Here is a 22,432-nt window from a genome sequence, read left to right on the forward strand (position 1 = left end):
AGAGGGCGTGCCAGACAACAACGATGTCATCTGACACGCCCTCTTCGCGAGCAGGCTCGCTCCCACAATTTCTATCGCATAATGGCTGGCCTTGGCGGTGTGTCAGGGGTTGCTCTGGGGAGTGTGGGAATTGTTGAAAGGGCGGCGGGGCGTTCTCTTGGTTCTGATAGGCGTGTTGTCGGGCTGCGGCAACGGCGACTCCATGGAAACCTTCGGCGGCCCGACCATGGGCAGCACTTATTCAATCAAATACGTGCACCACCCCGGTCTTCCTGCTCCAAAAGAAGTCCAGGTGCAGGCCGAAAAGATCCTCGCCGACATCGATCAGCAAATGTCCACCTACCGCAGCGACTCGGACATCGAGGTTTTCAACGATCTGCCCGCCCATCGCTGTCAGAAAATGCCCGCGTCGATCCTCAAACTGGTCCGCGTCGCTGAGCAGCTTTCCGAACAAAGCGAAGGCGCCTACGACCTGACGGTTGAACCGCTGCTCAACCTCTGGGGGTTCGGCCCGCAGGCCCGTGAGGAAAAAGTCCCCGCGGCCCAGGCGCTCGCCGAAGTCAGGCAAAGGGTCGGCTACCAACACCTGCGCATCGACCGCGATCAGCTGTGCAAGGACGCCGCCGTCGAAGTCGACTTCAACAGCATCGCCGCTGGTTACGCCGTCGATACCATTGCCGAAAAACTCGAAGCGATGGGCATCCGCAACTACCTGGCCGAAGTCACCGGCGAGCTCAAGGCCGCGGGCAAAAAACTCGATGGCTCAGCCTGGAAGATCGCGCTGGAAGAGCCCCGGGACGATCAGCAAGTGGCGCAAAAAATCATCGCGGTCGACGGCTACGGACTGTCCACTTCCGGCGACTATCGCAACTATTTCGAGCAGGACGGTCGGCGCTATTCGCACACCTTCGATGCCCGCACCGGTGCGCCGGTCTTACACACACTGGCGTCAGTCACGGTGATTAATCCTTCAGCGTTAATGGCCGATGGCCTATCGACGCTGTTGCTGATTCTCGGCCCGGAGCGCGGTTGGGACTACGCAGAAAAACACGATATCGGCGCATTTTTCGTGATCCGTGCCGATACAGGTTTCGTCACACGAACCAATCAGGCTTTTGAACGCCTCAGCGGCGGCAAAACCGAATGATTGCGACGGTTCGCGCATTGAAGACTGGCGTTGTAGTGCAGGCAAAACTAGCCTACGACGCGACCAAGGGTTAATGTGCCCGGCGTTGACGCTTCTATAGACTGTGTCCGGGTTCTGCATTGGCCCCAAATTGTTCCTTCACGCCACAGATCGGCGTGATTTAGCCGCAGGTGCCGAGGGCGCCGCGGCCTGTTCTGAGGAGTACGCATGGCTGTCTACAACTACGACGTGGTGGTATTGGGTTCCGGCCCAGCGGGAGAAGGCGCGGCAATGAACGCCGCCAAAGCAGGGCGCAAGGTGGCGATGGTCGATAGCCGTCGCCAGGTCGGCGGCAACTGCACCCACTTGGGTACCATCCCGTCCAAGGCACTGCGTCACTCGGTCCGGCAGATCATGCAGTTCAACACCAACCCGATGTTCCGGGCCATTGGTGAGCCACGCTGGTTCTCGTTCCCGGACGTGCTGAAATGCGCTGAAAAAGTCATTTCCAAACAAGTCGCCTCGCGCACCGGCTACTACGCCCGTAACCGCGTCGACGTGTTCTTCGGCACCGGCAGCTTCGCCGACGAGCAAACCATAGAAGTGGTCTGCGCCAACGGCGTGGTCGAAAAACTGGTGGCCAAGCACATCATCATCGCCACCGGCTCGCGTCCCTATCGCCCGGCGGACATCGATTTCCATCACCCGCGCATCTACGATAGCGACACCATCCTCAGCCTCGGCCACACCCCGCGCAAACTCATTGTTTACGGCGCTGGCGTGATCGGTTGCGAATACGCGTCGATCTTCAGTGGCCTGGGTGTACTGGTTGAGCTGGTGGACAACCGCGGTCAGTTGCTGAGCTTCCTGGACTCGGAAATTTCCCAGGCCCTGAGCTACCACTTCAGCAACAACAACATCACGGTTCGCCACAACGAAGACTACGACCGCGTCGAAGGCGTGGACAACGGTGTGATCCTGCACCTCAAGTCCGGCAAGAAGATCAAGGCCGATGCCTTGCTCTGGTGCAACGGTCGTACCGGCAACACCGATCAGTTGGGTCTGGAAAATATCGGCGTGAAGGTCAACAGCCGTGGCCAGATCGAAGTCGACGAAGCCTATCGCACCTGCGTGCCGAACATTTACGGTGCTGGCGACGTGATCGGTTGGCCGAGCCTGGCCAGTGCCGCCCACGACCAGGGTCGTTCGGCTGCTGGCAGCATCGTCGATAACAACAGCTGGCGCTTCGTCAACGACGTACCGACCGGCATCTACACCATCCCGGAGATCAGCTCGATCGGCAAGAACGAGCAGGAGCTGACCCAGGCCAAGGTGCCCTATGAAGTGGGTAAGGCGTTCTTCAAGAGCATGGCGCGTGCACAGATTGCCGGCGAGCCCCAGGGCATGCTGAAAATCCTGTTCCACCGCGAGACCCTGGAAGTGCTGGGCGTTCACTGCTTCGGTTATCAGGCGTCGGAGATCGTTCACATCGGTCAGGCGATCATGAGCCAGCCGGGCGAACTGAACACCCTGAAGTACTTCGTCAACACGACGTTCAACTACCCGACCATGGCCGAAGCCTATCGGGTAGCGGCTTACGATGGCCTCAACCGGCTTTTTTGAGTGGCTCCGGCCGGTGGCCTGAGCCGGCCGGGGAGACCGATTTCAGCAATTCTCGAGGGTGGCGCTGGCCAAACCGGGAAAGTCTGTAATCAGGCTGTCAACGCCGAAGTCGGCGAGTCTGCGCATCAGCGCGGGCTCGTTGACTGTCCATACCGACACATGCAACCCCTGACGCTGCGCCTTCTGCAGGCGTTCCGGCGTACACAGGGTCCAGTTCAGCGCCAGAATCTCACAGCCATAACTCTGGGCGACCTTCAACGGGTCGAGCCACGCATATTCAGCCACCAGACCACGAGATACGTCCGGCACCAGGTCCAGTGCGGCTTTCAGCACTTCACGTGAACTTGACGTGATCGTGACCTTGTCGAGCAGGCCGAAACGCTGAGCCATTTCGCGAATCGCCAGCACGGTCGTCGCGGCACGGGTGCGAGAAGCGCTTTTGACTTCCAGCTGCCAATGCTCGAAATCGCATTTCTCGAACAACTCTTCCAGCGTGGGGATCGGGCAGGGCTTGATCGAACCCGGGCCGCCCTTGCGTGCGTCGTAGGTCACCAGCTCGGCCGCCGTATGCTCGACGACCTTGCCGCGCCGGTCGGTGGTGCGCTTGAGCGTCGGGTCATGGATGACCATCAACTCGTTATCCATGGACAGGTGCAAGTCCAGTTCGCAGCGGCGTACGCCATGCTTGAGGCATTGCTGGAAACTGGTCAGCGTGTTTTCAGGTGCTTCGCCCTTGGCGCCGCGATGGCCGTAGATGAGGGTCACGGTTCTTCCTTAAATTAGATGCCTGATTCGTTTTCGCGGGCCAGACGTCGTTCCTGGGCCTGCTTCTGCAAAATGTAGCGGGCCAGCAATTGACGTTGGGCGTCGGTCGGGTATTCGAACTCGGTGCCGACGTCATAGGCGCCGGCCTTGCGATCGCAATGGGTGACGCGAGCCCGCAGCAACAGGCCGAGGGCTTGCGGCATCAGCACCAGTTTGACCGACAGGTGCGCGCCCACGGCGATGGGCGTCGGGTGCTGGAAGTCGATGCCGCCTTCGGAAATGATCACCGGCTGCGGCTCGCCGATCTGCCCGAGCACGGTGATTGCGATCACCTGGCTCAGTAGATCGATGCGTTTGTTCTGGGATTTCAGGAACGCTGCGAGGTTGCGGTCACGCTCACTGATCTGGCGCAGCAGGTGTTGCGACTCGAATTCGCTCAGGTGCAGTTCGCTGAGCAAGTTGAACAGAGGGGAAGCATCCTGCAACACTTCCTGGCCTGCGGCTTCGGGAGCGGACAGGGGCCGAATTTCCAGTGCGATCGTGTCCTCGATACGGTAGTATTCGCGGCGATCTTCTTCATCTAATGTCGACATGGCGAACCCATGGTAGCGGCGGTGGTCTGAGTGTAAAGCTGGTTATCGACCCCCGCCACAAGGACGTTCCTTTTCCCTCCGAACAAGCCCCGACATGTTCAGACCTCTCTTCGTATTTATTGGCACGCGTTATACCCGTGCAAAGCGTCGCAATCATTTTGTGTCGTTCATTTCCCTGACCTCAATGATCGGACTCGCCCTCGGCGTGGTCGTGATGATCGTCGTGCTGTCGGTCATGAACGGCTTCGATCATGAGATGCGCACCCGCGTGCTGGGCATGGTGCCCCACGCGACCATTGAGTCCGGTGAGCCGATCAGCGACTGGCAAAGCCTGGCCACAAAGGTCAAGCAGAACCCTCAGGTGACGGCTGTTGCGCCGTTTACCCAGATGCAGGGCTTGCTGACCAACAACGGCAAGGTCTCCAAAGTCCTGCTCAATGCCATCGACCCTGCGCTGGAACGCCAGGTCTCGATCATTGATAACTTCATGCAGCAGGGCAAACTCGACGACCTGACCCCCGGCAGCTTCGGCATTGTCATCGGTGACAAGGCAGCCGCCAAACTCGGCGCGGCCATCGGCGACAAGCTGACGTTCGTGGCGCCGGAAGTCACGGTGACCCCGGCCGGGATGTTCCCGCGCATGAAGCGCTTTACCGTGGTCGGCATCTTCCATGTCGGCGCCGGTGAGATCGACGGGTATCTGGGCGTCACCAACCTGCAGGACCTGGCGAAGCTGCATCGCTGGAAGCCGGATCAGGTCCAGGGCATCCGCCTGAAGTTCGACGACCTGTTCCAGGCCCCCCGCACGGCGTGGAATATCGCCCAGCAGCTCGGCGAAGACCATTTCTATGCCCGTGACTGGACGCGCACCCACGGCAACCTGTATCAGGCAATCCGCATGGAAAAAGCCATGATCGGCCTGCTGTTGCTGCTGATTGTCGCCGTCGCGGCGTTCAATATCATTTCCACGCTGGTGATGGTGGTGAATGACAAGAAGGGCGATATCGCGATTCTGCGCACCCTGGGCTCCACGCCGGGGCAGATCATGGCCATCTTCATGGTCCAGGGCACGGTCATCGGTGTGATCGGTACGCTGATCGGCGCTGTGTTCGGGATCTTCGCTGCGTTGAACGTCAGCGCGGCGATCTCGGCCCTCGAAGGGTTGATCGGCCACAAGTTCCTGAACGCCGACGTGTACTTCATCGATTACCTGCCGTCGCAAGTGCAGAGCCAGGACGTGTTGATGGTCTGCTCTGCGGCGTTGATCCTGAGTTTCCTCGCCACCCTGTATCCAGCCTGGCGTGCCGCGCGCACCCAGCCTGCGGAGGCGCTACGTTATGAGTGAGTTGGGTATGAGTGATAAAGCAATCTTGAGCTGCCGCAACCTGGGCAAATCCTACGAGGAAGGCCCGGAGTCGGTAGAAGTCCTGGCCGGTCTGCAGCTGGAGCTGCACCCGGGTGAGCGCGTAGCGATTGTCGGCACCTCGGGTTCGGGCAAAAGTACCTTGCTCAACCTGTTGGGTGGTCTCGATACGCCAACCAAGGGTAGCGTCTGGCTCGACGGCGAGGAGCTGTCGGCGTTGAGCGAGAAAAAACGCGGCCTTTTACGCAACCGGTCACTGGGTTTCGTCTACCAGTTCCACCATTTGCTGCCTGAGTTCACCGCGCTGGAAAACGTCTGCATGCCGCTGCTGATCGGCAAGACCGCGATCCCGGAAGCGCGTCAGCGTGCGACGGCATTGTTGGAGCGGGTAGGTCTGGGCCATCGTCTGGAGCACAAGCCTTCGGAGCTGTCCGGCGGCGAACGTCAGCGTGTGGCCATCGCCCGCGCCCTGGTGAACAAGCCAGGCCTGGTGATGCTCGACGAGCCGACCGGCAACCTCGACTCCCACACCGCCCAGGGCATTCAGGATTTGATGCTCGAACTCAGCACTTCGATGCGCACGGCGTTCCTGGTGGTGACTCACGACATGAACCTGGCTCGCCAGATGGATCGCGTCCTGCATTTGCAGGAAGGTTGCCTGACGCCCATCTGATTGGCCGAAACCCGGCGTGCTGAACAGTACGTCGGGTCTTTTATTTTTATACGGTGCCCCAGCGAATGTTCAGACCGTTATCGATCTTTATCGGCACGCGCTATACCCGCGCCAAGCGCCGCAATCGCTTTGTTTCCTTCATCTCGATGACCTCGATGATCGGCCTCGCCCTCGGCGTGCTGGCGATGATCGTGGTGCTGTCGGTGATGAACGGCTTCCAGCGCGAAATGAGCTCGCGGATCCTCGGCATGGTGCCGCACGCTACCATCGTCGGCGTGAACCCGATCGACGATTGGCAGCCCGTGGCCGCCGCGGCGATGAAAAACCCGGAAGTCACCGCCGCCGTGCCGTTCACCGAGATGGAAGGCATGCTTTCCTATAAAGGTACGATGCAGCCGATTCAGGTCAGCGGTGTCGATCCGGTGCAGGAAGGCAAGGTGTCGATCGTTGCCCAGCACATTGTTCAGGGCCGTCTCGATGCGTTGAAGCCGGGCGAGTTCGGCGTGGTGATCGGCGAGATCACCGCGCGGCGTTTCCGCTTGAATGTCGGTGACAAGATCACCCTGATCGTGCCGGAAGTCAGCAGTGCACCCGGCGGCATTACCCCGCGCATGCAGCGGCTGAATGTGGTGGGTGTGTTCAAGGTCGGCGCCGAGCTGGATGGCTCTATGGCGCTGATCCACGTCGCCGATGCCGCGCAGATGCAGCACTGGGCTCCGAACCAGGTGCAGAGCGTGCGCCTGGCCGTGAAGGATTTGTACGCGGCGCCGAAGGTGTCGAGCGATGTGGCTTCGGGTCTTGGCACCGCCTACCGGGCCGACGACTGGACCCACACCCAGGGCAGTCTGTTCAGTGCGATGAAGATGGAAAAAACCATGATCGGCCTGCTGTTGCTGATGATCGTCGCCGTGGCGGCGTTCAACATCATCGCTACGTTGATCATGGTGGTGAACGACAAGGGCGCGGACATTGCGATTCTGCGCACCATCGGCGCCACACCGCGACAGATCATGGCGATCTTCATGGTGCAGGGCACGGTGATCGGCGTTGTCGGTACCTTGATCGGTGGCGTGCTCGGCGTGATTGCGGCGTTGAACGTCAGTGAGCTGGTGGGTTGGATGGAGCGGGTCAGTGGCCAGCACATCTTCAGTTCGGATGTGTATTTCGTCAGTAACTTGCCATCGGAATTGCAGGGAGGGGATGTGTTGCTGATCTGCTCCGCCGGGTTCATCTTGAGCTTCCTGGCGACGGTCTACCCGGCCTGGCGTGCGGCGAAGATCGAGCCGGCTCACGCGTTGCGGTATTCGTAAGCCCTGATGCCGCCTTCGCGAGCAAGCCCGCTCCCACACTTGACCGAGCTGACTTAGATCCAATGTGGGAGCGGGCTTGCTCGCGAAGGGGCCAGACCTGCTGGCCTCAATCCCCCCTCGGCAACTCAATCACAAACCGCGTCCACCCATCATTCGATTCGCAACGAATCTGCCCGCCATGGGCGCGGATGATCGACTGAGTAATCGCCAACCCCAACCCCGCATGTTCACTGCTGCCTTCCTGTCGCGCTGCATCAGCCCGGTAGAAGCGATCAAACACACGCGGCAGCAACGGCCCGTCAATGCCGTCCCCACTGTTCTCGACCGTCAAACTCAAGCCTTTGACCTGATCAACAATCCGCACCCGCACCTCGCCATCAGCGGGCGTAAACCGCAGCGCGTTATCCAGCAAGTTGGAGAGCGCCCGCCGCAACATGCTGCGGTCACCCTCCATCCGCGCGCTGCCCTCACTACTTAATGTCACCCGGGCGTCTTCCGCCAGCGGCGCAAAAAACTCCATTAACACATCCACTTCTGCGGCCAGTTCCAGCGACTCCCGCTTGGGCGTCAGCAGCCCATGGTCGGCCTTGGCCAGGTAAAGCATGTCGTTGACCAACTGCGCCATCCATTGCAGCTCTTCGAGGTTGCTGTGCAGCGCTTCACGGTAATCTTCGATAGGCCGAGGGCGGGTGAGGGTGACCTGGGTGTGGGTCAGCAGGTTCGACAACGGCGTGCGCAGTTCGTGGGCGATGTCAGCGGAAAACGCCGAGAGCCGTTGAAAAGAGTCGTCCAGGCGTCCGAGCATGGCGTTGAAGCTGTCGGCCAATTCCGTGAGTTCCGACGGCATATTCTCTTCGGGCAGCCGGGCATTGAGCGATTGCGCCGAAACGCCGCTGGCGATCGCACTCATGCGCCGCAACGGGCGTAAACCACTGCGTGCCGCCCACGCACCGAGCAACGCGGTGGCCAGGGCGGACAAGCCGACGGTCAGCCAGATCAGGTGCTGCATGCGTTGCAGAAAGTGCTGGTGATGGGTGATGTCCAGCAGCAAGGTCAGTTGCGGTGAGTCAGGCCGGTCGACAAACAACGGCGCATTCAGCACGCGATAATCGGTGCCGTTGTCGTTCAGCTTGGATAAGCCCGTTTTTTGCGGGAGCTTTACCGGAAGGCGCGCCGAGCTGTCATACCAGCGCTGGCCATCGCTGCCGGTGATTCGCAGCGACAGGTCCGCCTCCCGGCTCAGCTCGTCAGCCAGTTTGATTTCGCTCTCACTCGACTGAACGTCATGCAGTACGCGGCGCAAACTCATCAATTTACCGTCCAGCAATTGCTGATCGAGCTCGATGAAATGCGCCTCGCTGGCGCGACTGAACAATACCCCGGCAAAGAGTGAAACCACGGCGGTACAGGCCGCAAACAGCAGCGCCAGACGACTGCTCAGCGAGAGTCGACGCATCAGGCAGGGCGCTCTTCAAGGACATAACCCATGCCGCGCACGGTATGAATCAGCTTGTTGGGAAACTCATCGTCGATCTTCAGGCGCAAACGGCGGATCGCGACCTCGATAACATTGGTGTCGCTGTCGAAATTCATGTCCCAGACCTGGGAGGCGATTAGTGATTTGGGCAGCACCTCACCCTGGCGCCGCAGGAGCATTTCCAGCAGGGCGAACTCCTTGGCGGTCAGGTCGATGCGTCGACCGCCGCGCTCCACCCGGCGGCGGATCAAGTCCAGGCGCAGGTCGGTCAGTTGCAGGCTGGTTTCCTGAGGCGAAGCGTTGCCGCGTCGCAACAGGCTGCGGACCCGAGCCAGCAATTCGGAGAAGGCGAACGGCTTGACCAGGTAATCGTCGGCACCGAGTTCGAGGCCGTGGACTCTGTCCTCCACCGCATCTCGCGCCGTCAGAAAAAGGACTGGCGTATCGAGGCCGGCGCCACGCACCGCCTGCAGGATTTGCCAGCCATCGCGACCGGGTAGCATCACATCAAGGATCAACAACGCGTAGTCACCACTCAAAGCCAGTTGTTGCCCGGTGCTGCCGTCGGCTGTCAGCTCGGTGTTGAAACCGGCCTCGGTCAGGCCCTGGCGCAAGTAGTGGCCGGTTTTCGGTTGGTCTTCGACGATCAGCAGTTTCATGGGCAACTCGAGGCAAGTGGAACGAACGCTTTATACCGTGGGCAGCGTTAATACAGGTCAACCTGACAAAGTTGTAATCTGCATGTCAGGTTGCGGGCAGTGGTGACAGTTTAGAGTTTTCCACAGGCTGAACCTTATCTTGTTGGAGTACGACTATGTTTTTGCGCAAATCTCTGGGGCTGGCCGCGTGTTTGCTGGCTCTGAGCTTGCCGGTGTGGGCAGCGCCGGCGCATACCTACGATTTCGGTCAGCCAGCCCCGGCGGCCAAGGCTACTCGCAGTGTCGAGGTGGTGATGGGTGACATGTCGTTCACGGCCAAGGCGATCGATATCAAAGCCGGTGAGACGGTTCGTTTTGTGCTGGTGAATAAAGGCCAGTTGTTGCACGAATTCAACCTCGGCGACGCGGCGATGCACGCCAGGCATCAGCAGGAAATGATGAAGATGCAGCAGAGCGGCATGCTGACGCCTACAGGCATGAAGGAAATGGACCACGGTTCGATGGCTGGCATGGACCACGGGATGATGAAGCACGACGACCCGAACAGCGTCCTCGTCGAACCGGGAAAAACGGCCGAGCTGACCTGGACCTTCAGCAAGGCCACCCGCCTGGAATTTGCCTGCAACATTCCCGGCCATTACCAGGCGGGCATGGTCGGCAAACTGACTGTCAGTCAGTAAGCACTCAAAGGCGGGTGCAAAGGCTGGTAGAATCCGCTGATTATTCAGTCAGGTTTCCGCCATGCATCCCGCAGCCGAACTCTCGCCGCTGGGCAAGTCCAGCGAATACATCGCCACTTATACGCCGTCCTTGCTGTTCCCGATCCCGCGCACCGCGAAATGGGCGGAGTTGGGCCTGACGGCGCAAACCCTGCCTTACAAGGGTGTGGACTTCTGGAACTGCTTCGAGCTGTCGTGGCTGTTGCCGTCCGGCAAGCCGGTGGTGGCGATTGGCGAATTCAGCATCCCGGCGGATTCGCCGAACATCATCGAATCGAAGTCGTTCAAGCTGTACCTGAACTCGTTGAATCAGACGCCATTTGCCGATACCCCGACCCTTGAAGCGACGCTGGTCAAAGACCTGTCGGCCGCTGCCGGCAAGCCGGTTGGCGTGCGGATTCGCAGCCTCAAGGAGGTCGAAGCCGAAGGCGTCGTGGCGTTGCCGGGTGTGTGCATCGATGATCTGGACATCAGCGTCAGTAACTACGAGCATCCGCGCCCGGAATTGTTGCGTTGCGATGATTCGCGCATTGTCGAAGAGAGCGTGCACAGCCATTTGCTCAAATCCAACTGCCCGGTCACCAGTCAGCCGGACTGGGGCAGCGTGGCAGTGGAATACCGTGGCGCGGCGCTGGATCACGCGAGTTTGCTGGAATACATCGTGAGCTTTCGTCAGCACTCGGACTTCCATGAGCAGTGCGTGGAACGGATTTTCCTCGACTTGCAGCGGTTGCTGAAACCGGAGAAGTTGACGGTCTACGCGCGGTATGTGCGACGCGGTGGGTTGGACATCAACCCGTATCGCAGTACTGAAGAAATGCAACTGCCGAACCATCGTCTGGTCCGGCAATAAAGTACCCCCTGTGGGAGCGGGCTTGCTCGCGAAAGCGTAGTGTCAGGCGCTATTTATGTCGACTGACACACCGCTTTCGCGAGCAAGCCCGCTCCCACAAGGGGATTGCATTGCGAATTGTAAAAATGAAAAAAGCCCCGCTAGCGATAGCAGGGCTTTTTGCATCTGGCGGGTTCAGATCCCCATGTTGGCCAAGGCTTGCACGATGTTGCGCAAGGTGCCGGCGAGGGTAGGGTGTTCGATTTCGAAGCGCTCGACGGCCAGGTTCACATTGTCGGCGAGGTTGGAGTCTTTGGTTTTGGTTTCCAGCTCAAGCTCGAGTTCGATCTGTTGCATCAGCGCGTGCAGGTCTTCGCGCTCGGCCTCCGTCAGCGGCGGATTCTGTTCCAATTGCTCGCGCAGAGTATTGAGTTGTTGTTGCAGTTCGCGGGCAGGCATGGCGTTCTTCCTTTTATCGATAGGCACTGGCATAGACCGCAGCAGCGTGCCAAAGGTCTATGGCTTCCCTTTAGATTAATCCACTCCTGTCTTGCCTGCATGATCTCGATCAGGGCTTTTCGCCCTTGAGCCGACGCAGGCTGATGTCCGCCAGGCAGGTGTCGAGCTCACCGAGGTGATCGATCACCGAATGCACACCCAGGCTGAACAATTGCACGGTCGCTTTACCACGCAGGTGTTCGCGCTCCTTTTGACTCAAGGCCTGCCATTCACCGGGTGCCAAACCGCAGAGCGAACCGCAGGACGCCAGACCGATCGTCCACAGCCCGGCATTCAGTCCCGATTGCAGCAATCGCGGTTCGCCGCTGACCAGCACGCAACCATCGAGTTGTTCGACATTCAATGCCATCAAGGCTTGCCAGCAAGCGTTCGGCGCCGGCCATGGATTGATTGTTGCTGGGTGTTGCGAAGGCTTGATCCACGAAGGCAACGCGCTGGCCAGGGAGTGGGTGAGGGCGGGGGGCAACTCGTCGAGCCAGGCGCAAGGAATCTGCTGGAGCTGCAAGCTGTTCAGACTGTCCAGCGCGCCGGGCGTGACCTCGGCGTGCTCGGCCGTGTGAGTGTCGTGCTGGCGCATCCGGGCGCCGAAATCCACCAGGCAACCACTGAGCCCGAACAGTACGGCGGTCAGGCTGGGTGCGGCAAGGGGCAAGGCTTCGGCGTGCGGCATATCAACGTCCCTGAAATAACGGCAAGGCTAGGTGCTGCCGGTGACAGTTGCATGACACTGATGTGAAGTGCTCTCAGTCAGGACGAATCATCCGTAGGTCATCACGCGCGAGGCTGCCCTAAACCGGCTTTTCCGTCTTATACTAGCCAGCTTATCGCCTGGGCCAAGCGCCCATGCCAGTACAATCCAAGGAGTTTTCTATGCGCTGGAGCAATCGTCTAGCTCAGCTTTGTGTGTGTGCCAGCGTTTTGGTGGTTCCGTTCGCAGCCCAGGCTGCCACGGAAGAAGACCCTTGGGAAAGCGTCAACCGTCCAATCTTTCAGTTCAACGACTTCGTCGACACTTATGCACTCAAGCCAATCGCTCAAGGCTACGAGTTCGTGACGCCGCAGTTTCTGGAAGACGGCATTCACAACATGTTTCGCAACGTCGGTGATGTCACCAACCTTGCCAACAACGTCTTGCAGGCTAAACCGGCCGCGGCTGGCGTCGACACTGCGCGTCTGATCTTCAACACCACCTTCGGCCTGCTGGGCTTCTTCGACGTCGGCACTAAAATGGGCCTGAATCGTAGCGACGAAGACTTTGGCCAGACGCTCGGTTACTGGGGCGTGGGCAGCGGCCCGTATGTGATGTTGCCGCTGTTGGGCCCAAGCACGTTGCGCGATGCTCCATCCAGGTACGTCGACGGCTACACCGGCCCGTACCGCTATATCAACGACGTGCCCGTGCGTAACTCGATCTTCGGCCTGAACATTGTCGACACCCGCGCAAGTCTGCTGTCGAGCGAGAAGTTGATCAGCGGCGACAAATACACCTTCATCCGCAATGCGTATTTGCAGAACCGCGAGTTCAAAGTCAAAGACGGCCAGGTCGAAGACGATTTTTGATCTCGACCCGTAAAATGAAGAAGGCGGCCAATCGGCCGCCTTCTTTCGATTGGATCCGAGCTTATTTCATCTTCAAGATTGTAAGCCCGAGTTTCTGACTGCCATCGTCCTGTTCTTTCACCCATACAACTTCGGTGTCGGCTTCAAGCCCTTTAAGCGCTACGTGATCGGAATCGATGCGCACGCTGAGCCGGTCACCGACCTTGAACAGGTTGGGTGCCTCAACCTGCATGCCACTGCTGGAAAGGTCTATGCAGACGGCTGGCACCTCATCGCCTTCGTGAATCAGCGACACATCGGCATCGACCCGCATGCGGATGAAATCGCGCTTTTCGCTGTAGTCCCGATCGGTTTGACTCATGGGCTTCATCCTTCCATTGGGTTACGGTTTTGCCTGTTCTTATAACTCCCGGTGATTTGACAAGTAAAGACGTCAAGCGACCATCGGCGTGAGCTTGAAACGCCCCGCGGATGGGAGTACCGTCTGCGCCTTAGAAGGGCACCTCTGGTGTACCTGTGTGTAGGGCAAACGCTCGATAACAGTGCAGTAGAGAGGCTAGAAAGCGAATCCAGTAGTGTGAGCCGGGCTAAACCCCCTGCCTGCTACGCCAACCTAATTCTGGCGCCGTTTGCCCACATGCCAAAAACCAGTGCCACGTTGCTGATAATCGATGATGACGAAGTAGTGCGCGCGAGCCTCGCGGCCTACTTGGAAGACAGTGGTTTCAGTGTCCTGCAGGCCAGTAATGGCCAGCAGGGTCTTCAGGTATTCGAGCAAGACAAGCCCGACTTGGTCATCTGCGATCTGCGCATGCCGCAGATGGGCGGACTCGAACTCATTCGCCAGGTCACCGAGCTGTCGCCGCAAACCCCGGTGATCGTGGTTTCGGGTGCCGGCGTGATGAACGACGCGGTCGAGGCCTTGCGCCTGGGTGCGGCGGATTACCTGATCAAGCCTCTCGAAGATCTGGCTGTGCTCGAGCACTCTGTGCGCCGTGCCCTGGATCGTGCGCGCCTGCTGCTGGAAAACCAGCGCTACCGCGAGAAGCTGGAAAAGGCCAACCGCGAGCTCGCCGCCAGCCTGAACCTGCTCCAGGAAGACCAGAACGCCGGTCGCCAGGTGCAGATGAACATGCTGCCGGTCAGCCCCTGGACCATCGACGAGTTCCAGTTCGCCCACCAGATCATCCCGTCGCTGTACCTGTCGGGTGATTTCGTTGACTACTTTCGGGTCGATGAGCGTCGGGTAGCTTTTTACCTGGCGGACGTTTCCGGTCATGGCGCCTCTTCAGCCTTCGTCACCGTGCTGCTAAAGTTCATGACCACGCGCTTGCTGTTCGAATCCAAGCGCAGCGGCACATTGCCGGAATTCAAGCCTTCAGAGGTCCTTGGTCATATCAACCGAGGCCTGATCAGTTGTAAGCTGGGTAAACACGTCACAATGGTCGGTGGTGTCATCGACGAGGAGACAGGTTTGTTGACCTATAGCATCGGTGGTCATTTGCCGTTGCCTGTGTTGTACACGCCAGACAGTGTTCGTTATCTGGAAGGGCGTGGTCTGCCGGTGGGCCTCTTCAATGAAGCCACCTATGAAGACCACGTGCTGGAGCTGCCGCCAACATTCAGCCTGACGCTGATGTCCGATGGCATTCTGGACCTTTTGCCAGAACCTACACTCAAAGAAAAAGAAGCGGCTTTGCCCCAACGGGTCAAAGCAGCGGGCGGCAGCCTGGATGGTCTGCGGCAGGTTTTTGGATTGGCCACGCTAGGGGAGATGCCGGATGATATCGCCCTGTTGGTGTTGAGCAGGAATCTTTAATGAGTACCGGTAGAATCCAGTTCGCCGAACAGGACGGCACCTTCGTCCTGAAGTTCGTCGGTGAAGTTCGCCTGACCCTATGTTCGGCGTTGGATGCGACTATTGAGCGGATCTTCACCGCGTTGAATTTCAACGCGATCGTGATCGATCTGACCGAAACCCGCAGCATCGACAGCACCACCCTTGGTTTGCTTGCCAAACTGTCGATCCTGTCGCGGCAAAAGGTCGGCCTGCTGCCGACCGTCGTCACCACCCACGAAGACATCACCCGTCTGCTGCAGTCCATGGGCTTCGAGCAAGTGTTCAACATCGTTGACCGCCCGATCCCGTGCCCTGAATGCCTGACCGACCTGCCAGACCAGGATCAGTCCGAGGAAGTCGTGCGGATCAAAGTGCTCGAAGCACACAAAATCCTCATGGGCCTGAACGACTCCAACCGTGAAGCCTTTCATGATCTGGTGAACGCCCTCGAGCGTCACTGATTCCATAAGCGACGCACAAAAAAGGGCGAACCTGTAAGGGTTCGCCCTTTTTGCATTGAGCTGAACTAGATCACAGCTTGGCTTGCAGCAGTGCTTCGAGTTTTTCCTGGTCGCGAGCGAATTGACGAATCCCCTCAGCCAGTTTCTCGGTCGCCATCGCATCCTCGTTGGACAACCAGCGGAACTGCGCTTCATTCAGGCTCAAACGCGCCTCTCCCGCATGCCCCGGGGCCAGCTTGCGCTCCAGCTTGCCAGTGTCCGCCGCCAGCTGTTCCAGCAGGTCTGGGCTGATGGTCAGGCGATCACACCCGGCCAACTGCTCAATCTGATTCAGGTTGCGGAAGCTCGCACCCATGACCACGGTCTTGTAGTCATTGGCCTTGTAGTAGTTGTAGATACGCGTCACCGACTGCACGCCCGGATCATCCGCACCGGTGTAGTCGTTTCCATTGGCCTTCTTGTACCAGTCGTAAATGCGGCCCACGAACGGCGAAATCAGGAACACTCCGGCGTCAGCGCACGCCGCCGCCTGAGCAAAGGAGAACAGCAGCGTCAGGTTGGTCTGGATGCCTTCCTTTTCCAGCGTCTCGGCGGCACGGATGCCTTCCCAGGTGGAAGCGATCTTGATCAGCACACGGTCACGGCCAATGCCAGCCTTGTCGTACAGGTCGATCAGACGGTGCGCACGCTTCAATACGGCGTCAGTGTCGAACGACAGGCGCGCATCCACTTCAGTGGAAATGCGGCCCGGTACAACCTTCAGGATTTCCTGGCCTACCGCCACGCCAAAGCGGTCGCTGGCCAGGCCCACATCGCCCTTGCAGTCGTGAACGCAGGCGTTCAGCAACTCGGCATACCCGGGAATGGCCGCCGCTTTCAGCAGCAGGGAAGGGTTAGTGGTAGCGTCGACGGGTTTTACGCGAGCGATAGCTTCGAAGTCGCCGGTGTCGGCAACTACGGTGGTCATTTGTTTGAGTTGTTCCAGCTTGGAAGTCATGGGCGTGCTCTGTCCTATGGGTCTAATGACATTACCCGAGCGCTGACAGCCACTCAAGGGCGCATGTACGTATCGGTGGCCCCGTTGGCAACAACCGGAGAACGGATGTTTGAAAGGTGGGGCGCGGGTCTCGGTAAATACGATGCCAAAACCGCGCGCAGGTTCAAAGCAACTGACCGTTGACGGCTCTGTGGCAACTCTGGCGCCTGAGCTGGCATACCTGCATTCGGGCGCCAACCGGTGTTAAAAATGGTCAAGTTCACCCGTTATAAGATGTCAATTAGTGCCACTCGGATGGCGTGTAATGTGGCGTGGATAAATGTAGGTATTGGATGGGGAAATGACTTCACAAGGGGAGCGGGTGTCTGCAATTGTGGAGGCCTTCGATGACTTTATTCTCGGTTATGTCTTGAAGAAATTGACCGAAGTATTTGAAGAGCTGATGGCCGCATCAAAGAAGAACCATCCGGACAATATGACGGGTCTGGTTGAAATGGGAAGAGTGAAAGCCGCAAAGAAAGTTCCCGGCTGGCTAAATCGAGTGAAACACAGCATGCCCAGTCAAGTCACTCGCGTGTTGATGGAACAAATGAACGACTCACAGAAGTCCAAACATGACCTGCGGTTTGAAGCGCAAGCCGTATTGTTCGAGGTGCTTGTGGAGGAGTCACTGGCAATGGACGCCGCGAGTTATGCAGCATGGATTAATAAAAGCCCCTGTTAACGGTGTGCGCGGTCATTCGACAGGTTACTTCAATAGCATTTTGACGGCGGCTTCCGCAGGTTTTGATGTTCCATCGGACGACTTTAATCCAAAACTTCGCTCACGATCATTACTGCCAGAGTCGCTGTTTTTCCATTCGTATAGGGAAGTCAGCGGTATATTCAGTTTTTTGACATCCGAGATGAATCTTGTAATGCGCGATGCTTGTCCCGCAGTGCCTCCGATGGAACTGAGCGATGGCACTCCCCATTCGGTAATCACCCCCGGCACTTGGAAGTTATCAAGGATAAACGCTTGAGCACGGCTGATCTCGGTGCCCGACATGCCATACGGGTGATAAGAAACAGCGCTGAGGCATTGTGGGTGTTCCTTCAAGATTTCAGTCAGTGCGACGGTCGCCCTGGAGTCTTTGGTGGGGGCCTTCGCGAATCCAAACCCGATCAGGGGGGTTGAGTGATCCCGCTTTTGTAACGCGTTGCACACTGCGCTCATGAACGGCACAAACGTTACTTCAAAATCCTGGGTAGGCCAGTATTTTGGCAAGTCCGGTTCATTCCAGATTTCAATGGCGACAAGCTGCGTACTGAAGGCGTTTTCCAGACCGATGACCGAGTTGGCGAATGAATCTCCCGCAGCGGCGAGATCTCTGCCACTGCTTTGCGTTTTGTGGGTTAGCGCTTTAGTGGAGCGAACGGTCATCAATACTGGCAGGTCGGCGGATTTGGCAGCAGCGAAGGCTTCATTGATCTGGTGTTGATACGCCGGGTTACCCAGGCTGTTTGTCCATACGCCAAGGCGCACGAAGCCGAACCCTGAGGCTTTGATCTGATGGGCGTCAGCGGTCGAGAAATTCTGGATCTTCACCTGAACGCCTATTGTCTTGCTGTCCTGAGCCAGCGCTGAAAAAGCCTGACTGGCGTAAACAGGAACGACGGCGCCAAGTATAAATAGCGTTGAAGTGGCAATCAGTCGAAAACACGTGGAGGGCATAACGGGCAATTCCTATAGTCGTCCCAGGTAGGGGGCAGGGGAAAATATCATTAGTCAATTAATACAGCGATACCATCAATCTTCCATCACAGACGCCCATTGTTAATATTGGTCGGATAAATAACTTCCCTGGCGCAGGTGTTATTTATGGTCCGGTTTTCTGGTTGGGCGTTTTTTGTGTGTCGTGGTATTTAATGCGAAAGTATTTTCATGATGGATCCCTCTCAGAGTGCGGGACGGTCTTGTTGGCTCACTTATATCCTCGCTACACGTGGGCTGAATCGACACTACACGGGAAGAGTAGCCTTGTTCAGAAAGATTCTTGTGGTCTGCGTCGGCAATATTTGCCGAAGTCCTACCGCTGAACTGTTGCTACGCCATGCGCTGCAACCTTCGGGTATCTCAGTGACCTCCGCGGGATTGAACGCGCGGGTGGGTGAGTCTATGGAACCCGACGCACTTCGGGTTCTTGAAGAACAGGGGCACGAAGACCAAGGGTTTAAAGCGCGGCAGATTACGCCCGCCATTGTCAATGAATCAGACCTCATTCTGGTCATGGAAAAAGAGCATGTACAGGGCGTACTAAAGATTGCATCACACGCCAGGGGCAAAGTGTTTCTTCTGGGGAAGTGGCAGAGTGAACGCGAAATAAAGGACCCGTATCGTCAAGGAAAAGCTGCGTTTGTCCATGCCCATGCATTGATTGAAGATGCCGTTTGCTCATGGGCGCAGCGCCTCGGACGTTAATGGATGATTTTCAGATTAGTAATAATGGTAAAAGAATAGACCTTATGCAGTTACCGTCAGTAATCAGCACCCGGGATAAAGACAGAGACGAGATTGATCTGCTCGGTTTATTAGGCACATTGATTGACCATAAATGGTTAATAGGTGCCATCACCGGGGCGTTCATGGTGACCGGTGCCGCGTATTCGATTTTATCGCCGCCCGTGTATCTGGCAAATGCCCTGGTCCAGGTCGAGCCGAAAAAGAACGACATGCTGGGATTCTCGGATATCAGCAGCATGCTCGGTGGACAATCACCGGCGGCGACCGAGATCGGCATTATCAAGTCTCGCGCGGTTATCGGTAAAACGGTCGATGATCTGCATCTTGATATTGTGATTACGCCCAACACCTTTCCCGTCGTCGGCGGCTTTCTTGCTCGGCGCTATAAAAGCAGCCCCACTGAAAGTGTCTCGCCACCGCGCTTTGGCATGAACAGTTATGCATGGGGCGGCGAGCGCCTTGATATCGAACAGCTTGATCTGCCGGCTGAATTATTGGGCAAGAAATTGATGCTGGTTGCCGAAGAGCAGAATCGATTCAAACTCTACGATGACAACGGCGGTTTGTTGGCCGATGGCGCCACAGGCGAAGCCATCGCGCAGGAGGGTGTCGAGGTCCTTATCGCGAGCATGGCCGCGAACCCGGGCACTAAATTTGAAGTCGTGCGCAATCCACGCATTGTCACCATTCAGAATTACCAGGACGCCCTCGATGTCTCCGAGCAAGGTAAAGAATCGGGCATCATCAGTCTGGCTCTGGCCAGCACCGACTACACCCTGGCGGTGAAGATTCTCAACAAGATCTCAAGGCTTTATGTGCAGCAGAATGTGCAACGTACTTCTGCCGAGGCTGCCCAGAGTCTGGAGTTTCTTCAGGCACAATTACCGCAAGTCAAAGACGATCTGGTCAAAGCCAGCAACGCACTGAACAGCTATCAGACCCGCGGAAACACAGTCAACATCTCCCTCGAAACCAAGTCTGTGCTGGAACAGATGGTGGTGCTGGATACGCGCATCTCGGATCTGAAACTCCAGCAAGCGGACTTGGATCGAAAGTTCACCCGGGAGCACCCGGCCTACCGCGCATTGATGGCGCAGATGGGGGATTTGAACAAACAGCGACAGGGGTTGGAAAAGAAAGTCCAGGGGCTTCCGGCTACACAGCAGGAGCTGTTGAACCTGACCCGTGATGTGGAAGTGGCGACACAAATCTATACCCAGTTGCTGAACAAATCCCAAGAACTCGACATCGTCAGGGCAGGGGCGGTCGGCAATGCACGGTTGATTGATACGGCGGACGTCGACATCACCACCCCGGTCAAACCGCGTAAAGCCCTGATCGTACTGATTGCGACTTTGCTGGGTGGCTTTGTCGGTGTAGCGCTGGTGTTAGTGCGTAAATCGCTGAGCAGAGGACTCGAAGGGCCGGAAGCCATCGAGCAACTGGGTCTGCCGGTTTATGCCTCCATTCCTTACAGCACCCTGCAACAAGAAGAGGACACTAAAAAAGTCCGACTGGGCGACAGCGCCAACAGCCAGTCTTTTCTATTGGCCCTGCGTAACCCCACCGACTTGTCCATCGAATCGATACGTAGCCTGCGAACCTGCCTGCATTTTGCAGGGCTGGATGCGACCAACAACCGGATCATGATCTCCGGTCCGAGCCCTCAGGTAGGCAAGACGTTTGTCTCTTCTAATCTGGCCGCGGTCATCGCTCAAAGTGGGCAGAGGGTCGTGCTGATCGATGCCGATATGCGCAAAGGTCATCTGCACAAGACCTTGGCGACACCGATCAGCAATGGCTTGTCCGATCTGTTGACCAAGCGCTGCAGTATCGAGCAAGCGATCAATAAACTCGAAGTCGATAACCTGCATTTCATCAGTCGTGGACAAGTACCGCCCAACCCGTCCGAGCTGTTGATGCATGCCAACTTCAGAGAACTCCTCACTGAACTGAGCGAACTCTACGACGTGGTAATCATCGACACGCCACCTCTTCTGGCCGTGACAGATGCGGCCATCGTTGGCCGTGAAGCCGCCATTAATCTGATCGTGACGCGCTTCGGCGTCAATCCAGCCAAAGAGATCGAATTGACGATTCGTCGGTTTGCTCAAAACGGCATCGAATTGAAAGGCGCGATTTTCAACGGTGTCGAGAAACGAGCGTCCAGTTATTACGGTAATGGCAGTTATGGCTATTACAACTACGAGTACGCCTCTGACAAGTCGTAATGCGAGTTCTATTTGCCAGGTAATGGACTGAGGGTGGACTAACCATTCTCCGGTCCCTGTTGCCTTGTGACTACGATAATGGAGTTGGGTGGATTGTGAAAAAAATACTACATGTGGCGGAAACGATTAAAGGTGGCGTTGCGACGGTCATCCGGACGATATCAACCCCTCCCAAGGGCGACGCCCAGCAGTATGAATTGGTGTATTTGATTCCGTTCGATCAGAGAAAAGAACTGCATGGCATTGATGAAAAAGACATCAGGACCTTCTCCCGAAACAAGAGAGATGTCGTCTCCCTGCTGCGGTTTGCCTGGCAACTCGTCCGAGTGATCTTCAAGGAAAAACCGGATGTCGTGCACTTGCACAGCACGTTTTCCGGGGTCATTGGCCGATGTGTGTGTTTAATCTTGCGCCCTTGGCGGTCACCGAAAATCATCTACTGCCCGCACGCGTTTTCGTTCTTGATGGAAAGCTCTCCCGCCAAGCAGAAAGTGTATTCACTGATTGAGCGGCTTTTGCAAAAAGTCACGGATGTCATTATCTGTGTCAGCCAGTATGAACTGGATAAAGCGGCCTCGTTCGGTATCGACCGCCACCGTATGAAACTGATCTACAACGGCATTCATTATAAAAACGATGAGAGCCTGTCCAGTCAGTGCACGGATATTCAACTTTTATTTGTGGGTCGACTGGACTACCAGAAGGGCTTTGATGTCCTGCTCAAGGCATTCACGGAAGTCGAGCGCACCGACTTGAAACTGACGGTGGTCGGGAGTGCGGTGAATGAGGAGCCGGTAGAGTGCCCTGTCATTGACGCCGTTGAATACCTGCCTTGGGTGACCCCGGCCGAAGTCAATGCTCTCTATAAAACCGCCGATGCCCTGATTGTCCCCAGTCGCTGGGAAGGTTTTGCCATGGTTCCCCTTGAGGGCATGGCCATGGGCGTGCCCGTTATTGCCAGTGACTGCACTTCGCTCCCTGAACTGGTTACGCACGACGTCACGGGCTACATATTTTCGACGGGCGATCACCAGGCGCTCGGCAACATCTTAGTGAACATCAAGAAACAAAAGTTGCTGGAACTCGGCACCGCAAGCCGCAAGCGGGTGCGCGAACGGTTCAGCGCAACGCTGATGATCCAGCAAACCTATGACGTGTATTCCGCTCAAACTTATTAAGTA

General features: G+C 57.4%; 23 protein-coding genes. 14 read left to right on the forward strand and 9 right to left on the reverse strand.

What is annotated here, in order from left to right; genetic code table 11:
- Positions 1-202 precede the first annotated feature (202 nt).
- Positions 203-1,147 carry an FAD:protein FMN transferase gene (locus ACA068_RS10545; RefSeq protein ID WP_497310566.1) on the forward strand — a complete coding sequence of 315 codons (945 nt, stop codon included), beginning with the start codon at positions 203-205 and terminating at the stop codon, positions 1,145-1,147.
- Positions 1,148-1,354: 207 nt separating this feature from the next.
- Positions 1,355-2,749, forward strand: coding sequence for a Si-specific NAD(P)(+) transhydrogenase (sthA, locus tag ACA068_RS10550; RefSeq protein WP_497309601.1), 1,395 nt, complete (start codon positions 1,355-1,357; stop codon positions 2,747-2,749).
- Positions 2,750-2,791: 42 nt separating this feature from the next.
- Here sthA and ACA068_RS10555 read toward each other — a convergent pair whose 3' ends face one another.
- Both ACA068_RS10555 and ACA068_RS10560 read right to left on the reverse strand, forming a co-directional pair.
- A complete protein-coding gene (locus ACA068_RS10555; protein WP_497309603.1) occupies positions 2,792-3,514 on the reverse strand; it encodes a glycerophosphodiester phosphodiesterase in 723 nt (240 codons plus the stop codon).
- A gap of 14 nt (positions 3,515-3,528) precedes the next feature.
- A complete protein-coding gene (locus ACA068_RS10560) occupies positions 3,529-4,107 on the reverse strand; it encodes a PilZ domain-containing protein (RefSeq protein WP_497309605.1) in 579 nt (192 codons plus the stop codon).
- Between the two features lie 94 nt (positions 4,108-4,201).
- Here ACA068_RS10560 and ACA068_RS10565 point away from each other — a divergent pair, with 94 nt between their 5' ends.
- The 3 genes from ACA068_RS10565 (at position 4,202) to ACA068_RS10575 (ending at position 7,453) form a co-directional block, all read left to right on the forward strand.
- Complete coding sequence (locus ACA068_RS10565; RefSeq protein WP_497309607.1) at positions 4,202-5,452, forward strand: lipoprotein-releasing ABC transporter permease subunit; 1,251 nt, start codon at positions 4,202-4,204, stop codon at positions 5,450-5,452.
- A gap of 7 nt (positions 5,453-5,459) precedes the next feature.
- Complete coding sequence (lolD, locus tag ACA068_RS10570) at positions 5,460-6,143, forward strand: lipoprotein-releasing ABC transporter ATP-binding protein LolD (RefSeq protein WP_167362278.1); 684 nt, start codon at positions 5,460-5,462, stop codon at positions 6,141-6,143.
- Between the two features lie 65 nt (positions 6,144-6,208).
- A complete protein-coding gene (locus ACA068_RS10575) occupies positions 6,209-7,453 on the forward strand; it encodes a lipoprotein-releasing ABC transporter permease subunit (RefSeq protein ID WP_497309609.1) in 1,245 nt (414 codons plus the stop codon).
- A gap of 106 nt (positions 7,454-7,559) precedes the next feature.
- Here the strand turns inward: ACA068_RS10575 and ACA068_RS10580 are convergent, their stop codons facing one another.
- On the reverse strand, positions 7,560-8,909 hold the full coding sequence (locus ACA068_RS10580) for a heavy metal sensor histidine kinase (RefSeq protein ID WP_497309611.1): 1,350 nt from the start codon (positions 8,907-8,909) through the stop codon (positions 7,560-7,562).
- Entirely contained in the window at positions 8,909-9,589 is a 681-nt protein-coding gene (locus ACA068_RS10585) for a heavy metal response regulator transcription factor (RefSeq protein ID WP_497309613.1), read from the reverse strand. The genes ACA068_RS10580 and ACA068_RS10585 overlap by 1 nt, the downstream gene beginning before the upstream one ends.
- 155 nt (positions 9,590-9,744) lie before the next feature.
- On the opposite strand from ACA068_RS10585, the gene copI reads away from it, so the two are divergent.
- Positions 9,745-10,269, forward strand: coding sequence for a copper-resistant cuproprotein CopI (gene copI / locus ACA068_RS10590; protein WP_497309614.1), 525 nt, complete (start codon positions 9,745-9,747; stop codon positions 10,267-10,269).
- 61 nt (positions 10,270-10,330) lie between these two features.
- Positions 10,331-11,161 carry an NADPH-dependent 7-cyano-7-deazaguanine reductase QueF gene (queF, locus tag ACA068_RS10595; RefSeq protein WP_497309616.1) on the forward strand — a complete coding sequence of 277 codons (831 nt, stop codon included), beginning with the start codon at positions 10,331-10,333 and terminating at the stop codon, positions 11,159-11,161.
- 174 nt (positions 11,162-11,335) lie between these two features.
- Here queF and ACA068_RS10600 read toward each other — a convergent pair whose 3' ends face one another.
- Both ACA068_RS10600 and pcrP read right to left on the reverse strand, forming a co-directional pair.
- Positions 11,336-11,599: a DUF4404 family protein gene (locus ACA068_RS10600; RefSeq protein ID WP_497309618.1), complete on the reverse strand. Its 264-nt coding sequence runs from the start codon at positions 11,597-11,599 to the stop codon at positions 11,336-11,338.
- Between the two features lie 109 nt (positions 11,600-11,708).
- The gene (gene pcrP / locus ACA068_RS10605) at positions 11,709-12,329 is read right to left on the reverse strand and encodes an HAD superfamily inactivated hydrolase PcrP (protein ID WP_497309620.1); all 621 of its coding nucleotides are present in this window, start codon (positions 12,327-12,329) and stop codon (positions 11,709-11,711) included.
- A 200-nt stretch (positions 12,330-12,529) separates the two neighbouring features.
- On the opposite strand from pcrP, the gene ACA068_RS10610 reads away from it, so the two are divergent.
- Positions 12,530-13,219, forward strand: a complete 690-nt coding sequence (locus ACA068_RS10610) for an MlaA family lipoprotein (protein ID WP_497309622.1) — start codon at positions 12,530-12,532, stop codon at positions 13,217-13,219.
- Between the two features lie 61 nt (positions 13,220-13,280).
- Here the strand turns inward: ACA068_RS10610 and ACA068_RS10615 are convergent, their stop codons facing one another.
- Complete coding sequence (locus ACA068_RS10615; RefSeq protein ID WP_497309624.1) at positions 13,281-13,580, reverse strand: PilZ domain-containing protein; 300 nt, start codon at positions 13,578-13,580, stop codon at positions 13,281-13,283.
- 276 nt (positions 13,581-13,856) lie between these two features.
- On the opposite strand from ACA068_RS10615, the gene rssB reads away from it, so the two are divergent.
- On the forward strand, positions 13,857-15,038 hold the full coding sequence (gene rssB, locus ACA068_RS10620; RefSeq protein ID WP_010456296.1) for a two-component system response regulator RssB: 1,182 nt from the start codon (positions 13,857-13,859) through the stop codon (positions 15,036-15,038).
- Entirely contained in the window at positions 15,038-15,520 is a 483-nt protein-coding gene (gene rssC / locus ACA068_RS10625) for an anti-sigma factor antagonist RssC (protein WP_007935262.1), read from the forward strand. Before rssB ends, rssC begins: the two co-directional genes overlap by 1 nt.
- Before the next feature lie 70 nt (positions 15,521-15,590).
- Here the strand turns inward: rssC and tal are convergent, their stop codons facing one another.
- On the reverse strand, positions 15,591-16,517 hold the full coding sequence (gene tal, locus ACA068_RS10630; protein WP_497309625.1) for a transaldolase: 927 nt from the start codon (positions 16,515-16,517) through the stop codon (positions 15,591-15,593).
- Positions 16,518-16,857: 340 nt separating this feature from the next.
- Here tal and ACA068_RS10635 point away from each other — a divergent pair, with 340 nt between their 5' ends.
- Complete coding sequence (locus ACA068_RS10635) at positions 16,858-17,241, forward strand: hypothetical protein (RefSeq protein ID WP_497309627.1); 384 nt, start codon at positions 16,858-16,860, stop codon at positions 17,239-17,241.
- Between the two features lie 24 nt (positions 17,242-17,265).
- Here ACA068_RS10635 and ACA068_RS10640 read toward each other — a convergent pair whose 3' ends face one another.
- Positions 17,266-18,231 carry a glycosyl hydrolase family 5 gene (locus ACA068_RS10640; RefSeq protein ID WP_497309629.1) on the reverse strand — a complete coding sequence of 322 codons (966 nt, stop codon included), beginning with the start codon at positions 18,229-18,231 and terminating at the stop codon, positions 17,266-17,268.
- A gap of 306 nt (positions 18,232-18,537) precedes the next feature.
- Here ACA068_RS10640 and ACA068_RS10645 point away from each other — a divergent pair, with 306 nt between their 5' ends.
- From ACA068_RS10645 to ACA068_RS10655, 3 genes are all read left to right on the forward strand, one after another.
- Complete coding sequence (locus tag ACA068_RS10645) at positions 18,538-18,978, forward strand: low molecular weight protein-tyrosine-phosphatase (protein WP_042932693.1); 441 nt, start codon at positions 18,538-18,540, stop codon at positions 18,976-18,978.
- Positions 18,979-19,022: 44 nt separating this feature from the next.
- The gene (locus tag ACA068_RS10650; protein ID WP_497310567.1) at positions 19,023-21,251 is read left to right on the forward strand and encodes a polysaccharide biosynthesis tyrosine autokinase; all 2,229 of its coding nucleotides are present in this window, start codon (positions 19,023-19,025) and stop codon (positions 21,249-21,251) included.
- Positions 21,252-21,346: 95 nt separating this feature from the next.
- Complete coding sequence (locus ACA068_RS10655) at positions 21,347-22,429, forward strand: glycosyltransferase (RefSeq protein WP_497309631.1); 1,083 nt, start codon at positions 21,347-21,349, stop codon at positions 22,427-22,429.
- Positions 22,430-22,432: the final 3 nt, after the last annotated feature.

This window comes from Pseudomonas sp. LBUM1660 (genome assembly GCF_059695935.1).

Excerpts from the sequence above, each read along its gene's own strand:
- copI (WP_497309614.1), top strand. The coding sequence starts at position 9,745 with ATGTTTTTGCGCAAATCTCTGGGGCTGGCCGCGTGTTTGCTGGCTCTG.
- ACA068_RS10575 (WP_497309609.1), top strand. The coding sequence starts at position 6,209 with ATGTTCAGACCGTTATCGATCTTTATCGGCACGCGCTATACCCGCGCC.
- ACA068_RS10545 (WP_497310566.1), top strand. The coding sequence starts at position 203 with ATGGAAACCTTCGGCGGCCCGACCATGGGCAGCACTTATTCAATCAAA.
- ACA068_RS10650 (WP_497310567.1), top strand. The coding sequence starts at position 19,023 with ATGCAGTTACCGTCAGTAATCAGCACCCGGGATAAAGACAGAGACGAG.
- ACA068_RS10640 (WP_497309629.1), bottom strand. The coding sequence starts at position 18,231 with ATGCCCTCCACGTGTTTTCGACTGATTGCCACTTCAACGCTATTTATA.
- ACA068_RS10585 (WP_497309613.1), bottom strand. The coding sequence starts at position 9,589 with ATGAAACTGCTGATCGTCGAAGACCAACCGAAAACCGGCCACTACTTG.
- tal (WP_497309625.1), bottom strand. The coding sequence starts at position 16,517 with ATGACTTCCAAGCTGGAACAACTCAAACAAATGACCACCGTAGTTGCC.
- ACA068_RS10635 (WP_497309627.1), top strand. The coding sequence starts at position 16,858 with ATGACTTCACAAGGGGAGCGGGTGTCTGCAATTGTGGAGGCCTTCGAT.
- ACA068_RS10615 (WP_497309624.1), bottom strand. The coding sequence starts at position 13,580 with ATGAGTCAAACCGATCGGGACTACAGCGAAAAGCGCGATTTCATCCGC.
- ACA068_RS10560 (WP_497309605.1), bottom strand. The coding sequence starts at position 4,107 with ATGTCGACATTAGATGAAGAAGATCGCCGCGAATACTACCGTATCGAG.
- ACA068_RS10580 (WP_497309611.1), bottom strand. The coding sequence starts at position 8,909 with ATGCGTCGACTCTCGCTGAGCAGTCGTCTGGCGCTGCTGTTTGCGGCC.
- queF (WP_497309616.1), top strand. The coding sequence starts at position 10,331 with ATGCATCCCGCAGCCGAACTCTCGCCGCTGGGCAAGTCCAGCGAATAC.
- rssB (WP_010456296.1), top strand. The coding sequence starts at position 13,857 with ATGCCAAAAACCAGTGCCACGTTGCTGATAATCGATGATGACGAAGTA.
- ACA068_RS10565 (WP_497309607.1), top strand. The coding sequence starts at position 4,202 with ATGTTCAGACCTCTCTTCGTATTTATTGGCACGCGTTATACCCGTGCA.
- rssC (WP_007935262.1), top strand. The coding sequence starts at position 15,038 with ATGAGTACCGGTAGAATCCAGTTCGCCGAACAGGACGGCACCTTCGTC.
- sthA (WP_497309601.1), top strand. The coding sequence starts at position 1,355 with ATGGCTGTCTACAACTACGACGTGGTGGTATTGGGTTCCGGCCCAGCG.
- pcrP (WP_497309620.1), bottom strand. The coding sequence starts at position 12,329 with ATGCCGCACGCCGAAGCCTTGCCCCTTGCCGCACCCAGCCTGACCGCC.
- ACA068_RS10600 (WP_497309618.1), bottom strand. The coding sequence starts at position 11,599 with ATGCCTGCCCGCGAACTGCAACAACAACTCAATACTCTGCGCGAGCAA.
- lolD (WP_167362278.1), top strand. The coding sequence starts at position 5,460 with ATGAGTGATAAAGCAATCTTGAGCTGCCGCAACCTGGGCAAATCCTAC.
- ACA068_RS10610 (WP_497309622.1), top strand. The coding sequence starts at position 12,530 with ATGCGCTGGAGCAATCGTCTAGCTCAGCTTTGTGTGTGTGCCAGCGTT.